Raw genomic sequence first — 13,772 nt, 5'->3', positions numbered from 1 at the left:
TGGACAATAAGGGCATGACTCAGCAGGGGGACAACTGGTGGGACAAGCTCTACGACGAGTCGGCGCCGGACACGGCCCCGACGGTCTCGGGTGACACGCTCGACGACCACTTCGCCACGACACCACGCGCACCGCGCCAGGGCGATCCGCCGCCCCCGCCCCCGGACCTGCCGTCCGCACCACCGCCCCCGTCGACGGTACCGCCACCCCAGAGCCCGCCTCCGGCGCCGCGACCGACACCGCCCGAGCCCCCGGCGCCGCCGCAGGCTGCCACGCCGCCTGCCGCCGCGCCGAGCGCGCCACCGGTGGCCTCGGCGCCGCCCGTGCCGCCTGCGGCCTCGGCGCCGCCCGTGCCGCCTGCGGCCTCGGCGCCGCCCGTGCCGCCTGCGGCCTCGGCGCTGCCCGTGCCGCCTGCGGCCCCCACGCCTCCGGCAGCCCCGGCGCCACCCGTGGCCCCCGTGCCGCCTGTCGCTTCCGCGCCGAGCGCGCCGTCCGCGCCGCCCGTGGTCCCTGCGGCCACCACGCGGCCTGAGCCACCGGCGCCCCCTACGCCGCCCGCAGCCTCCGCGCCGCCCGCGCCGTCCGTAGTGCCCGCGCCGCCCGCGTCTCCGGCTCCCGCGCCCCCGACGCCGCCCGCGCCCCCCGCCGCCCGGTCGGCGCCGGCCGGGGCCGCGCCCTGGGAGGCGCCTGTGGGGGCCGGGCCGCGGACCTTTGCGGCCCCGCCCCCGGCGGCTCCGCCGGCCCCCGTCGAGACGCCCACCGTTCACGTGCCCTCGCCCGAGGAGCCGGCTCCCGACCCCGACCTCACCGTCCAGGTACCCGTGCCCGTGCCACGGCCTCGGACCGGGTTCGTCGGGAGTCGGCCGCCCACCTACGAGGCCGAGCCCACCGCGTTGCCCGTCGCGCGGCCCGGGGAGCTCGGGGAGCTCGTCGCCGACACCGTGCTCGACGGGGCCCGGTACGGGACCTGCACGCTGCGGGCCGCCTCCGTACGGGGTGACTCCGCCCGCTACCGGGGCGAGCCCCGCCGCGACGCCCTGCTCACCGCCCGGTTCGGGCACGACGACACCGCGCTCGTCCTCGTCGCCGTCGCCGCCGGTTCCCGCGCCGCCGAGGACGCCCATCTCGCCGCCGCCGACGCCTGCCACTGGATCGCCGAGGCCGTCGGCCGCAGCCACGCCCGGCTCTCCGAGGACATCAGGTCCGGCCGCCGCGGCGACCTCAAGTCCGGACTGCACCGGCTCACCGACCGGACGTACGGCAAGCTGCGGGCCCGCGCCGCCGAGCGCGGCGTCGCACCCGACGAGTACAGCGCGACCCTCCGCTGCCTCCTGGTCCCCGCCGACCCCGAGTGCCGCACCCGGGTCTTCTTCGGCATCGGCGGCGGAGGACTCTTCCGGCTCCGCGACGGCTCCTGGCAGGACCTCGAACCGCTCCTGCCCGAACCGGCCGCCGTCACCGGCGCCCCCGTCGTCGGCTTCGGTTCACCACCCGCCGAGGAGGACCGGCTCACCATGGACCTCGGCATCACCACCGCGCCACCGCTCGTCGAGGACCCCGTGCCGCCGCCCGCCGAGCCGTTCCGGTTCCGCGCCTCCGTGGCCCGCGCCGGCGACACCCTGCTCCTCGCCTCGCCCGGCCTCGCCGACCCGATGCGCGGCGAACCGGCCCTCGCCCACGAGCTCGCCGCCCGCTGGGCCGACGCCGAGCCGCCCGGCCTCGCCGCCTTCCTCGCCGACACCCAGCTGAGGGTGACAGGTTACGCCGACGACCGTACGGGGGTGGCCGTCTGGGAGGCGTAACCCTCCGGGCCGTGTGTTGATGGAGCCATGGCCAAACAGAACGTTGCGGAGCAGTTCGTCGACATCCTCGTCCGCGCGGGCGTCCGGCGCCTGTACGGAGTGGTCGGCGACAGCCTGAACCCGGTGGTCGACGCGATCCGCCGTACCCCGGCGATCGACTGGATCCAGGTGCGGCACGAGGAGACCGCCGCGTTCGCCGCGGGCGCCGAGGCCCAGGTCACCGGCGCCCTCGCCGCCTGCGCCGGCTCCTGCGGGCCCGGCAACCTCCACCTCATCAACGGCCTGTACGACGCCCACCGTTCCATGGCCCCGGTCCTCGCGCTCGCCTCGCACATCCCGTCCAGCGAGATCGGGCTCTCCTACTTCCAGGAGACCCACCCCGACCAGCTGTTCCGCGAGTGCAGCCACTACAGCGAGCTCATCTCCAACCCGAAGCAGATGCCCCGGCTGCTGAACACGGCGATCCAGCACGCCGTCGGCCGCGGCGGCGTCAGCGTCGTCTCGCTGCCCGGCGACATCGCCTCCCAGCCCGCCCCGGAGAAGACCGCGGAGACCGCGCTCGTCACCACCCGGCCCACCGTCCGCCCGGGGGACGCCGAGATCGACGCCCTCGTGCGGATGATCGACGCCGCCGACCGGGTGACGCTCTTCTGCGGCAGCGGCACGGCGGGGGCGCACGCCGAGGTGATGCAGTTCGCCGAGCGGATCAAGTCGCCGGTCGGCCACGCCCTGCGCGGCAAGGAATGGATCCAGTACGACAATCCGTACGACGTCGGGATGAGCGGTCTGCTCGGATACGGCGCCGCCTACGAGGCCACCCACGAGTGCGACCTGCTGATCCTGCTCGGCACCGACTTCCCGTACAACGCCTTCCTGCCCGACGACGTCACGATCGTGCAGGTGGACGTCCGGCCCGAGCACCTCGGCCGCCGCTCCCGGCTCGACCTGGCCGTCTGGGGGGACGTCCGCGAGACCCTGCGCTGTGTGATCCCCCGGGTCCGCGCCAAGACCGACCGCCGCTTCCTCGACAAGATGCTGAAGAAGCACGCCGACGCGCTGGAGGGCGTCGTCAAGGCCTACACCCGCAAGGTCGAGAAGCACGTCCCGATCCACCCCGAGTACGTCGCCGCCGTCATCGACGACCTCGCCGACGACGATGCGGTCTTCACGGTCGACACCGGTATGTGCAACGTCTGGGCGGCCCGCTACCTCTCGCCCAACGGGCGGCGGCGGATCATCGGCTCGTTCAGCCACGGCTCCATGGCCAACGCCCTGCCGCAGGCGATCGGCGCCCAGTTCACGGACCGGAACCGCCAGGTCGTCTCGCTCTCCGGCGACGGCGGCTTCTCGATGCTGATGGGCGACTTCCTGACCCTCGTCCAGTACGACCTGCCGGTGAAGGTCGTCCTCTTCGACAACTCCTCCCTCGGCATGGTCGAGCTGGAGATGCTGGTCGCCGGGCTCCCCTCGTACGGCACGACGAACAAGAACCCGGACTTCGCCGCCATCGCCCGCGCCGCCGGGGCCTACGGCGTCCGCGTCGAGAAGCCCAGACAGCTCGCCGGCGCGCTCAAGGACGCCTTCAAGCACAAGGGCCCGGCCCTGGTCGACGTCGTCACCGATCCGAACGCGCTCTCCATCCCGCCGAAGATCAGCGCCGAGATGGTGACGGGGTTCGCGCTCTCCGCCAGCAAGATCGTCCTGGACGGCGGAGTCGGTCGCATGCTCCAGATGGCCCGCTCCAACCTCCGCAACGTGCCGAGGCCCTGACGGGGGAGTGTCCGGAAAGTCCCGCCTCATGAATGCGGACGGTGATGCGGGGCATGCATCCCCGTGAGCCTGTTCGACGCGACCGTGGGTGGGGGATATGGCCGGGGAGGCACGACAGCCGACTCAACTGCTCAGAAAGGTGGGATGCGCCGATCTCACCGCGGTGCCGGAGGTGCGACATGCCCTGCGTGAACTGCTGCGGAAGTGGGGCGGACCGGGCGCCTCCGACGTGGCCGAGCTGCTCACCAGCGAACTGGTGACCAATGCCCTGGTCCACACCGAGCACGGGGCCGTCGTGACCGCCACGGTCGTCCCCGAGCAGTTGAGGGTCGAGGTCCGCGACTTCGTTCCGGGGCTGAAGCAGCCGGACGTACCGCCCGCCGACGACGGTACGCACGGCCGGGGACTCGTCCTCGTCCAGGCACTCGCCGACTCCTGGGGGGTCGAGGACCACGCACTGGGCAAGGTGGTGTGGTTCGAACTGAACGGCGGGGCCGCCTGAGAGGCGGCCCCGCCGGTTTCCGTCCTTTTCCCGTGCTCAGCCGAACTGCTGCTCCAGATCCTTGAGCTTGCGCTCCAGGGAGTCGAGGCGGGGCAGCGCCTGGGTGTCGTCCTCGGCGGTGAGGTCCACCGTCCGGGACTCGCCGGGGCGGGGCTCATCGCCCCTGACGGCTTGCAGGGAGGGCCGGGGTCGAAGCGGCAGCTGTCCGGGGTCCGCTATGGCGGGCTCCGCGACGGCGGCCTGCACGGCACCCGACGCGGAGCCCGAACCGCCGCCCGCACCCGAGCCGGCACCCGCGCCGGCCGAGGTGCCGAGCGCCGCCATCTCGACCTGGCGTCCGCCGCCGCGGCCGAGCCCGAAGGCGCGGTGCTGGCGGTTGATCGCCTTGAGTCTCGCCCGGTCCAGCTTGACCTGGTCGCGCCGCCGGAGCCGGTTCTCCTCCTTCTCCCGCCGGTCCTCGCGCACCTCGTCGACCGCCTCGTCCAGGGTGCGTACGCCCTCCAGGAGCATCAGCGACCAGGCCGCGAAGGTCTCCCGGGGCGCCCTCAGCCACCGCACGATGCGGATCTGCGGCAGCGGACGGGGCACCAGGCCCTGCTCGCGCAGCGCCGCCCGGCGGGTCTGCTTCAGCGCCCGGTCGAAGAGGACCGCCGCCGAGAGGGACATGCCGGCGAAGAAGTGCGGAGCGCCGTCGTGGCCCATGCCGCGCGGTGCGTGCACCCAGTTGAACCAGGCCGCCGCGCCCGCGAACAGCCAGACCAGCAGGCGCGAGCCGAGGGCCGCGTCGCCGTGGCTGGCCTCGCGGACCGCGAGCACCGAGCAGAACATGGCGGCGCCGTCGAGGCCGAAGGGGACGAGGTACTCCCAGCCCCCGGCGAGGTTGAGGTTCTGCCGGCCGAAGCCCACCAGGCCGTGGAAGGAGAGCGCCGCCGCGACGGCCGCGCAGAGGAACAGCAGCCCGTACGAGGCGAATCCGTAGACCGCCTCCTTGCGTCTGCGGCGCTCCTCGCTCCGTTCCCAGGAGTCGTCGGCCGCGGCCTGGTCACCGGCGCGCTTCCCGCGCGCGAGCACCGCCACCGCCGTCAGGACCCCGGCCACCATCACGCCGCCCGGAAGCAGCCAGTCCAGCGATATGTCGGTCAGTCTCATGCGGTGTCCCTTGCATCGCAGTAGGGCGTTTGGCGGCCCATACTGGCCGACCCCGTGGGGTGCTCAAGGCGTTTCGGGGCAAGAGCACGCCATCGGGGTCGCAAGGCATGCGAATAGGTGCGATCTGGCCGAACATCCGTGCAGGGAAAGGGAATTGAGTTCGATTGGCATCACTCGAAAGGGTGGCGTAAGTGCGGTCGCGGCCCGGGGGTCTCAGACGGTCGCGGTCAGCCGGCGGATGCGCTCGGCGTCGCAGGTGCGCGGGCAGGTGAGGCAGGTGTCCTCGGGACGCAGCGTGTAGAAGAAGCAGCAGCTGGCCCGGTCGCGGGTGGCGGCCGGGGCGCCGTCCGCCCCCTCGGTGCCGGCGAGCTCGCGGAAGCCCGCGCCGCCGGTGTACGGCTTGTAGGCCTTGGGGGTGCCCGGCAGGAGGAGTTCGAGCTCGGTCATCGCCCGCCGCTCCTCGCCGAGCAGGGTCGCGACGTACCAGAGGCCCTCGACGATCTCGTCCGTGGCCATCCCCCACAGGGCGCGGCGGCCGCGCCGCATCCGGGGGCCGAAGCCGTCGAGGACGGCCTCGAAGTGCTCGGCGAGCGAGGCGCGGACCTCGGCCCGCAGTGCCTCCTCGCCGTCGACGACCCGGGCGCCGGGCAGGGCGGCGGCGGGGTCGCCCGGCAGGCAGGCGAACTCCTCGACCCGGACCGCCATGCGGCCCCGCACCCGCTGGAAGGCCACGTTCCGGACGGGCAGCCGGGGCACCCGGCGGTCCAGGAACCAGGGGACGGTGACGAGGAGGCACGCGGGCCAGGCGTACCGGTGCAGCCCGAAGCTCGCGACGACGTCGGGGCGGGCCCGGGTGCCGTGGTCCCGCAGCACCTGTGCGTCGTCCCAGGCGAGGAAGGCGTCGAGGGCGGGGCCGCCGGCCGCGAGCTCGTCCGCGCCGACCCAGCCCGCGCCGCGCGGCATCCGCTCGCCCCGGGCGGGCTCCTCCGTCCGCAGGCCGGGGAAGGCCTCGGCGAGCCGGGCGTAGGAAGCCGCGACGGGGGAGGCCAGGGGCGTGGGCAACAGGGCGGGGACGGTCATGCACACCACCGAATCGCGAGCACTGGAAGGTTAGCCTTACCTTACCCGATTCGAGTGGGCTCTCACTTCCGGGGAGCCCCTCCCACCTGCGGAGGCGGCCCGTATGCCCCGGATGTCGGTCCGTTCGCCTATGGTGCACAGAGGACCCGGGCGACGCGAGCCGGGCCCGGCACGAGGCCGCAGGAGGACCCGGGTGGAGCAGGGCGCAGCGCGCGAGCGGGCGACGGAGAGGCCGTCGCCCCCCTTCGGCGACGCCGCACGCGCGGAGACCGTACTCGCGGACGCCGCACGCGCGGAGACCGTACGGGCCCCGTCCATACGTCCGGAGCCGCCGCACCCCGAATCCCTGCGGGTCCCCGAGCAGGCGCGCGGTGCCGAGTACGTCCGGGGCGAGCACACCCACGGCGAACCGGCGCCCCTCGGCCCCCGCACCGTGCGCCGGCACTCCGTCCGCGGCCAGATCCTCGAAGCGCTCCGCACCGCCCTCGTCGGCGGCGAACTCCGGCCCGGCGAGGTGTACTCCGCGCCCGCGCTCGCCGAGCGCTTCGGCGTCTCCGCCACCCCCGTCCGCGAGGCCATGCAGCGCCTCGCCGTCGAGGGGGCCGTCGAGGTCGTGCCGAACCGCGGCTTCCGCGTCACCGAGCGCACCCCCCGCGAGCTCGCCGAGCTCGCCGAGGTCCGCGCGCTCATCGAGGTCCCCGTCATGCTGCGGCTCGCCCGCACGGTCCCGGCCGCCCGCTGGGCCGAGCTCCGGCCGCTCGCCGAGGCCACCGCCACGGCCGCCGCCCGGGGCGACCGCGCGCACTACGCCGAGACCGACCGGGCCTTCCACCGGGCCGTCCTCTCCCTCGCCGGGAACGAGCAGCTGCTCGCCGTCGCCGACGACCTCCACCGCCGCTCCCAGTGGCCCCTGATCAGCGCCCCCGTCCTCCGCCACGGCGTCCTCGTCGCCGACGCCGCCGAGCACACCGCCCTGCTCGACGCCCTGATCGCCCAGGACCTGCCCGTGGTCCAGACCCTGGTGCAGGAGCACTTCATGGGATCGGACTGCTGAGCACCCGGCACCGGGCGCGAGAACACTTCACCGGAACGGAGTCTTGATCGCCCCGGACGACTAAGGTCGAAGACGTCAGCCGTCCGTAGTGCGTCACCCGTGAGGTGTCCGATGCCGACCGTGAGTCCGTCCCCGGCATGGGACGGTACGCAAGCCGAGGCCGCCGCGCTGCTCGGCTGGCTCACCGATCCCGAGGCGCCCCGGATGTGCCTCGTCACCGGCGCCCCCGGCAGCGGGAAGACGGCGCTGCTCGGCTGGCTCGCCGCGTACGGACCCCGGTCCGGCCGCTCCCGCCGCCGCACCGCCCGGGTGCTCGTCCCGCTCGCCGGACAGAGCGCGCTCGGCGCCGCCTGGACCATCGCCGACCGCCTCGGCGTCGTGGCCCGGACGCCCGACGACCTCGTCCACGCCCTCGCCACGAGCGAGTCGCGGCCCGCCGGCCGGGCCGTCCTCCTCCTCACCGACCTCCACGCCGCCGCCGAGCCCGCCGCGCTGACCCGGCTCGTCGCCGAGCTCGCCGGAGTCGGCCGGATCCGGCTCGTCGTCGAGGCCCGGAGCGGCACCCCGGCCCCCGCCGCCCTGCGCGCCGAGCGCCGGGTCACCGTCCTCGACCTCGACGGCGCACCCGACACCGCCGACGGTGCCCGGCCGGAGCCGGCCCCGCCGCTGCCGGACCTCTCCGACCCGGCGGCCGTCTGCGCGGCCGACCCGCTGCTCGTCACCACGGCGTACGTCACCGGCGCGGCCCTCGCCGGGGTGCCGGGCACCCTCGACGGCCCCGAACCGTCCGCCCGGCCCGGCGGGGGCGGCGTCGACGAGCACGGCGGACTCCGCACCGCCTGGATGCGCGCCGGACAGTCGCTCTGCCGCGAACAGGCCCCGGAAGAAAGGTCGTTGGTGCTCCTGGCCGCGCTCGGCGACGGCGCCGACCCCCGGCTCCGCCCCGCGCTCGCCACGCTCGCGGAGGGCGCGCCCTGGCGGGTCCGGTGGGCCCGCCACCGCGGCGACCTGAACCCGCCCTGGCCCGGCCCGGTCACCGTGCTCGGCGCGGCGGGCGGCCCGCTGGAGGGCACCCTCCTCGTCGGCGACCCCACCGGCACCGTGCGGCTGCTCCACGAGGCCGACGCGAGCCCCGCCGGCCGCCTCGCGCACACCGTCCCGGGCCGGATCACCGCGCTCGCGCCCGCGCCGGACGGCACGGTGCTGCTCCTGGACGACCGGGGCCGGCTGCACGCCGTACGGGGAACGGCGCCCCGGCCCCCGTACCTGGAGCGGCTCACCGAGGCGGTCTCGGCGACCCTGGCCCGCCACCCGGGCACGGCGCTCGCGGCGATCGCCGGTTCGGTGGTGGTGGGGGACCGGCTGGGCTCCGTCCACGCCTTCGGCCTGACGGGTCTTCACCAGTCCGCCTCGCACAGCGGCCGGGTCACGGCCGTGGCCGCGGTCGAGTCCGAGACCCCCTTCGTCTGCTCGGGCGGCGCGGACGGGAGCGTCCGGCTCTGGACCCCCGGCCGCGACGCGCGCCCCGAGCCCCTCGCCGAACGCCCCTCGCCGGTCGTCTCCCTGCACGCGACCGAGACCCCGTACGGGCCGCTGGTCGCCGCGGCCTGGGCCGACGGCCTGGTCGAGCTCCACCGCCCGGAGGGCGGACCGACGCTCTCCTTCCGACCGGGCCCCCCGGTCCGCGCGGTCGCGGTCACCGCCGCCGGCTCGCTCCTCGTGGGCACCGACGACAGCCTGGTGTGCCTGGTGCCCCGGCAGTGAACGGGTACGGGACGTCAGAAGCCGCCCCGCACCCGCCACTTCAGGTGGCCGCCCGGGGTGTCAGCTGGGCCGACAGCCAGGTCGGCACGCCGCCGAGCAACTGGAAGAGACGTCGTGCCTCGGCGCGCAGACGCCCCGCCTCCGGCTCGGTCTCCGTGTTCGCCAGGGCCGTGAGCGCCGGGGCCGTGCCGACCAGATAGCCCAGCTCCTCGCGGATCCGCAGCGACTCCGCGAAACCGTGCCGCGCCTCCGCCAACTCCCCCTCGCGCAGCGCGAGTCCGGCGAGGTGCCGCCAGGTGAAGGAGAGCAGGAGCGAGTCGCCCTGGGCGGTCGCCCCCGCGTGCGCCCTGCGGTACGCGGCGCGGGCCGCCTGCGGGGAGTCGCCGAGGTTCTGGGCGATGAGCCCGCGCCGGAAGTCCAGGAGGGGACGGCCGCCGGCGGAGGGGCCGATCAGCGCCGCCGCCCGGCCGAGCGCCATCCGTGCCTCGTCGGCCCGGTCGCGCACCCCCAACAGGGTGGAGGCGTAGGCGAGATAGCCGCGTTCGCAGGCCGCGGCCCCGCGTTCCTCGTCGGTGCCGGCCACCGCCTCGGCCGCCCGCAGCGCCTCCTCGGCATCGGCCCAGCCCTTCTCGGTGTAGAGGCAGCGCTCGATGAGCAGCGCGGCCCGTTCGAGTGCGGCCGCCGGTTCGGTCGCGTGCGGCGCGAGCAGCGCGGCCGCGTCCGTCCAGCAACCTCGGGAGCGGAGCCGCCATATGGCGGTCTCCACGGGTGTCTCCTTGCCGTAGGCGAGGGACGGATCTTCGCCACCCCTTGATTCGGAACCAGACATGGCGGTATCCGCCACATTGCCCTCCCCGAGCGCGCCATCGAGCTGTTGAGTAGGACGGCATCTCAGCACGGAAGGGAGTACCCGGCCAAGGGGTCGGGTGAAAAATTTCACAAGACTCCGAAGGGGGTGCGGACCCCCGCCGCGGCCCGTTCCCGTCGGGCGCCGGAGGGCCTGTCGGCCAGTGATCACGCCGGTGATCAGGCGCGGGCCGGGTCCGCGGGACCCTGCGCCGAGGGCCCGCCGCGGCCCCGTTCCCCACTCCTTCGGACTCGCCCGAAGGAGTGAAACACCGGGACCCCGACGGGCCCTCGCGCATCCGCTCGGGTTCCCCCGAACGGGTCAGCTCATCCGCAGCGCCAGGAAGAAGTCGAGCTTGTCCTCCAGGCGGGAGAGGTCGCGGCCGGTGAGCTGCTCGATCCGGCCCACCCGGTAGCGCAGCGTGTTCACGTGCAGGTGGAGACGGGTCGCACAGCGGGTCCAGGAGCCGTCGCAGTCCAGGAAGGCCTCCAGGGTCGGGATGAGCTCCGCCCGGTGGCGTCGGTCGTAGTCCCGCAGCGGGTCGAGCAGCCGGGCCGTGAAGGCGCGCCGCACGTCGTCCGGGACGAACGGCAGCAGCAGCACGTGCGAGGCCAGCTCGTGGTGCCCGGCGGCGCAGACCCGGCCCGGACGGGCGGCGGCCACCCGGCGGGCGTGCCGGGCCTCCTCCAGGGCCCCGCGCAGGCCCTCCGCCGAGTGCACGGCCGCGCTGACGCCCAGCGTGAGGCGCCCGTCGCCGTCGAGACCCGCGGACAGCGGAGCCCGTACGGAGGCGAGCAGCGCGTCCGCGTGGAGGCCGAGGGCGGGGGCCGGGCCCTCGTCCTCGCTCTCCGGCAGCGGGCCCGCGGCCAGCGGGACCAGGGCGATCGCCTCGTCGCCGCTGTGCGCGACCGCGATCCGGTCAGCCGACTCGGCGCCGACGGTCGCCGGGTCGACGAGGATCTCCTCCAGGAGCGCCTGCGCGACCGGACCCGTCTCTACGGGGGCCTGGCCCGCCTCCTGGTCCCACTCCACGCGGGCGACGACGACCTGCCAGTGCGGGGCCGTGCCGAGCCCGGGCAGCAGCACCGGGGCGGCGACCCGCAGCCGGGCCGCGATCTCGGCGGGCGCGGCGCCCGTCTGCACCAGCTCCAGGACCTCCTGGGCGAGCCTGCGCCGTACCGTACGGGCCGCGTCACGCCGGTCCCGCTCGACGGCGATCAGCTGGGTGACGCCCTGGAGCAGGTCGAGCCGGGCGGCGGGCCAGTCCCCGGCGTCCGCCTCGACGGCGAGCAGCCAGTCCGACAGGACCGTCTCGCGCACGTCACGGGAGGCCGGTGCGGCGCCCCGGCCGGTGTTGCGGATCGGGAAGAGCGAGTACGTGGTTCCGGCGACGCCCAGCCGGTGCGGGCCGCGCCGGCCGGTCCGGGTGGCGGCCAGGTGCTCACCGGCCAGGGTGGCGGCGAGCGCGGCCTCCAGGGGCTCGCCGGCGCCCGCGATCTGGCGGCCGGTGGGGGAGAGGACCCAGGCCCGCAGGTCCAGGTCGGAGCCGAGGAGGTCGAGGACGACCTCGGGGCCGCCGCCGGCCGGACCGGAGGTCATCAGGCGCCTGTGGCGATCGACGACGGCCGCCAGGTCGCCGGCCCGCTCGCCGGAGACCTGTCGAACAACGTGTTCGGTGATCGTCGCGAACGCAACGGATTCGTTCACTGCGAAGAGCGGCAGCCGATGGCGCAAACACGCCTCTACGAGATCGTCGGGGATGTCGCCGAGCTCGGCCTCACCCGCGGCGAGGGCCGCCACCCCGGCCGAGGCGAGGATCCGGACGAAGGGCTCGGCGTCGGCCGGCTCCGTCCGCCAGGCCAGGCCGGTCAGCACCAGCTCGCCGCCGGACAGGTAGCGGCTGGGGTCCTTGAGGTCCGTCGTCATCACGCCTCGGACGGTCCGGTCCAGCTCGTCCTCGCCGCCGAGCAGGCGCAGCCCGAGCGCGTCGTTCTCCAGCAGTGCGCGCAGCCGCATCGTGTCGCCGCCGTTCCTTCGTTCGGTGATGGTGGGTGTCGCGTTGTCGACGGTGGGGTGGTGCCACCGTTTCCAGGGGAAAACAGCGAGGTTTCTGTTCCCCGCCGTTCGTTCGAATCTACAAGACGACGACGGGCACCAGCCAACTCCTTCATGTTTTCGGTGACTGCACCTGGGCGATCGTGGCTTGTGTACTAGGCCACACACCGCGTGAACAGCACATGAACACGATGTCGAGGGCCGGCCGTCCCCCCGGACCCACTAGCTCGACCCCCGATCACCAGAATCACTAGAAGAGAGCCACCATGGACTTCCTTCGCCCCGCCAGCTGGGAGGAGGCGCTCGCCGCCAAGGCCGAGCACCCCACGGCCGTGCCCATCGCCGGTGGTACCGACGTCATGGTCGAGATCAACTTCGACCACCGGCGCCCCGAGTACCTCCTGGACCTGAACCGCATCGAGCTGCTGCGCGAGTGGGAGGTCGGCGAGGCGAACGTACGCCTCGGCGCCTCCGTCCCGTACACGCAGATCATGGAGAACCTGCGCACGGAGCTCCCGGGTCTGGCCCTGGCCTCGCACACGGTCGCCTCCCCGCAGATCCGCAACCGCGGCGGCGTCGGCGGCAACCTCGGCACCGCGTCGCCCGCCGGTGACGCCCACCCGGCCCTGCTCGCCGCGGGCGCCGAGGTCGAGGTCGAGTCGGTGCGCGGCAACCGCTTCATCCCGATCGACGAGTTCTACACGGGCGTGAAGCGCAACGCGCTCCAGCCCGACGAGCTCATCAAGACCGTCCACATCAAGAAGGCGGACGGCCCCCAGCAGTACTCCAAGGTCGGCACCCGCAACGCGATGGTCATCGCCGTGTGCGCCTTCGGCCTGGCCCTGCACCCGGAGACCCGGACCGTGCGCACCGGCATCGGCTCCGCCGCGCCGACCCCGATCCGCGCCAAGGAGGCCGAGGCCTTCCTGAACGCGGCTCTCGAGGAGGGCGGCTTCTGGGACAACGGCAAGATCATCACCCCGTCGATCGCGAAGCAGTTCGCCGACCTCTGCTCGGCCGCCGCCAACCCGATCGACGACGTCCGAGGCACCGCCAAGTACCGGCGCCACGCCGTCGGCATCATGGCTCGCCGCCAGCTCGGCTGGACGTGGGAGCAGTACCGCGGCGCGGGCCGCACGCTTGAGGGAGCTGCATAACCATGCGCGTCAATTTCACGGTCAACGGTCGTCCGCAGGAAGCCGACGACGTCTGGGAGGGCGAGTCCCTCCTCTACGTTCTGCGTGAGCGCCTGGGTCTGCCCGGCTCCAAGAACGCGTGCGAGCAGGGCGAGTGCGGTTCCTGCACCGTCCGTCTCGACGGCGTGCCGGTCTGTTCGTGCCTGGTCGCCGCCGGTCAGGTCGAGGGCCGCGAGGTCGTCACCGTCGAGGGCCTGGCGGAGTTCGCCAAGGAGCGCGAGGCGCACAGCGGTTGCGCCTCCGGCGCCTGCGGCACCTCGATCGACGAGGCCAAGCGGTGGGAGGCGAAGCCGGCTCAGGACTCGCAGACCGGCGAGGGTGTCGAACTCTCCCCGATCCAGCAGGCGTTCATCGACGCCGGCGCCGTCCAGTGCGGCTTCTGCACCCCCGGTCTGCTCGTCGCGGCCGACGAGATGCTGGAGCGCAACCCGTCCCCGACGGACGCGGACATCCGCGAGGCGCTCTCCGGCAACCTCTGCCGCTGCACCGGTTACGAGAAGATCCTCGACGCGGTCCGCCTCGCGGCCGCCCGTCAGGGAGAGGCGGTCTGACC

Annotated in this window: 12 protein-coding genes; 7 read left to right on the top strand and 5 right to left on the bottom strand. The window is 74.5% G+C overall.

What is annotated here, in order from left to right; genetic code table 11:
• Positions 1-49: 49 nt before the first annotated feature.
• On the bottom strand, positions 50-520 hold the full coding sequence (locus tag GGE06_RS44115) for a hypothetical protein (protein WP_376773607.1): 471 nt from the start codon (positions 518-520) through the stop codon (positions 50-52).
• Here GGE06_RS44115 and GGE06_RS28710 point away from each other — a divergent pair.
• The 3 genes from GGE06_RS28710 to GGE06_RS28700 all read left to right on the top strand — a co-directional run bounded on the left by GGE06_RS28710 (position 405) and on the right by GGE06_RS28700 (position 4,074).
• On the top strand, positions 405-1,802 hold the full coding sequence (locus GGE06_RS28710) for a protein phosphatase 2C domain-containing protein (RefSeq protein ID WP_376773606.1): 1,398 nt from the start codon (positions 405-407) through the stop codon (positions 1,800-1,802). The two genes, GGE06_RS44115 and GGE06_RS28710, sit on opposite strands and share 116 nt — an antisense overlap.
• Before the next feature lie 27 nt (positions 1,803-1,829).
• Complete coding sequence (locus GGE06_RS28705) at positions 1,830-3,572, top strand: pyruvate dehydrogenase (RefSeq protein WP_116158222.1); 1,743 nt, start codon at positions 1,830-1,832, stop codon at positions 3,570-3,572.
• Between the two features lie 97 nt (positions 3,573-3,669).
• Positions 3,670-4,074 (top strand): ATP-binding protein, encoded by a 405-nt coding sequence (locus GGE06_RS28700; RefSeq protein ID WP_116158221.1) that lies wholly within the window; start codon positions 3,670-3,672, stop codon positions 4,072-4,074.
• Between the two features lie 36 nt (positions 4,075-4,110).
• Here GGE06_RS28700 and GGE06_RS28695 read toward each other — a convergent pair whose 3' ends face one another.
• Positions 4,111-5,223, bottom strand: a complete 1,113-nt coding sequence (locus tag GGE06_RS28695) for a DUF2637 domain-containing protein (RefSeq protein WP_116158220.1) — start codon at positions 5,221-5,223, stop codon at positions 4,111-4,113.
• Positions 5,224-5,436: 213 nt separating this feature from the next.
• Entirely contained in the window at positions 5,437-6,303 is an 867-nt protein-coding gene (locus GGE06_RS28690; protein WP_184932161.1) for a (2Fe-2S)-binding protein, read from the bottom strand.
• 193 nt (positions 6,304-6,496) lie between these two features.
• Between GGE06_RS28690 and GGE06_RS28685 the strand changes: the two genes are divergently transcribed.
• Both GGE06_RS28685 and GGE06_RS28680 read left to right on the top strand, forming a co-directional pair.
• On the top strand, positions 6,497-7,357 hold the full coding sequence (locus GGE06_RS28685; RefSeq protein ID WP_184932160.1) for a GntR family transcriptional regulator: 861 nt from the start codon (positions 6,497-6,499) through the stop codon (positions 7,355-7,357).
• A gap of 111 nt (positions 7,358-7,468) precedes the next feature.
• Positions 7,469-9,121 carry a WD40 repeat domain-containing protein gene (locus GGE06_RS28680; RefSeq protein ID WP_116158218.1) on the top strand — a complete coding sequence of 551 codons (1,653 nt, stop codon included), beginning with the start codon at positions 7,469-7,471 and terminating at the stop codon, positions 9,119-9,121.
• 40 nt (positions 9,122-9,161) lie between these two features.
• Here GGE06_RS28680 and GGE06_RS28675 read toward each other — a convergent pair whose 3' ends face one another.
• Positions 9,162-9,965, bottom strand: a complete 804-nt coding sequence (locus tag GGE06_RS28675; RefSeq protein WP_116158217.1) for a hypothetical protein — start codon at positions 9,963-9,965, stop codon at positions 9,162-9,164.
• A gap of 324 nt (positions 9,966-10,289) precedes the next feature.
• Positions 10,290-11,984: a PucR family transcriptional regulator gene (locus GGE06_RS28670; RefSeq protein ID WP_116158216.1), complete on the bottom strand. Its 1,695-nt coding sequence runs from the start codon at positions 11,982-11,984 to the stop codon at positions 10,290-10,292.
• A gap of 305 nt (positions 11,985-12,289) precedes the next feature.
• Between GGE06_RS28670 and GGE06_RS28665 the strand changes: the two genes are divergently transcribed.
• Both GGE06_RS28665 and GGE06_RS28660 read left to right on the top strand, forming a co-directional pair.
• Positions 12,290-13,180 carry an FAD binding domain-containing protein gene (locus GGE06_RS28665; RefSeq protein ID WP_116158215.1) on the top strand — a complete coding sequence of 297 codons (891 nt, stop codon included), beginning with the start codon at positions 12,290-12,292 and terminating at the stop codon, positions 13,178-13,180.
• 2 nt (positions 13,181-13,182) lie between these two features.
• On the top strand, positions 13,183-13,770 hold the full coding sequence (locus tag GGE06_RS28660; RefSeq protein ID WP_184932159.1) for a (2Fe-2S)-binding protein: 588 nt from the start codon (positions 13,183-13,185) through the stop codon (positions 13,768-13,770).
• Positions 13,771-13,772 lie beyond the last annotated feature (2 nt).

The sequence above is a fragment of the Streptomyces nymphaeiformis genome, assembly GCF_014203895.1.
GTDB classification, from domain to species: Bacteria; Actinomycetota; Actinomycetes; order Streptomycetales; family Streptomycetaceae; genus Streptomyces; species Streptomyces nymphaeiformis.
Note: the sequence above shows the minus strand (reverse complement) of the source record. Positions and strands in the feature narration are given on the sequence as shown.

Excerpts from the sequence above, each read along its gene's own strand:
- GGE06_RS28705 (WP_116158222.1), top strand. The coding sequence starts at position 1,830 with ATGGCCAAACAGAACGTTGCGGAGCAGTTCGTCGACATCCTCGTCCGC.
- GGE06_RS28700 (WP_116158221.1), top strand. The coding sequence starts at position 3,670 with ATGGCCGGGGAGGCACGACAGCCGACTCAACTGCTCAGAAAGGTGGGA.
- GGE06_RS28695 (WP_116158220.1), bottom strand. The coding sequence starts at position 5,223 with ATGAGACTGACCGACATATCGCTGGACTGGCTGCTTCCGGGCGGCGTG.
- GGE06_RS28690 (WP_184932161.1), bottom strand. The coding sequence starts at position 6,303 with ATGACCGTCCCCGCCCTGTTGCCCACGCCCCTGGCCTCCCCCGTCGCG.
- GGE06_RS28680 (WP_116158218.1), top strand. The coding sequence starts at position 7,469 with ATGCCGACCGTGAGTCCGTCCCCGGCATGGGACGGTACGCAAGCCGAG.
- GGE06_RS28670 (WP_116158216.1), bottom strand. The coding sequence starts at position 11,984 with ATGCGGCTGCGCGCACTGCTGGAGAACGACGCGCTCGGGCTGCGCCTG.
- GGE06_RS28665 (WP_116158215.1), top strand. The coding sequence starts at position 12,290 with ATGGACTTCCTTCGCCCCGCCAGCTGGGAGGAGGCGCTCGCCGCCAAG.
- GGE06_RS28660 (WP_184932159.1), top strand. The coding sequence starts at position 13,183 with ATGCGCGTCAATTTCACGGTCAACGGTCGTCCGCAGGAAGCCGACGAC.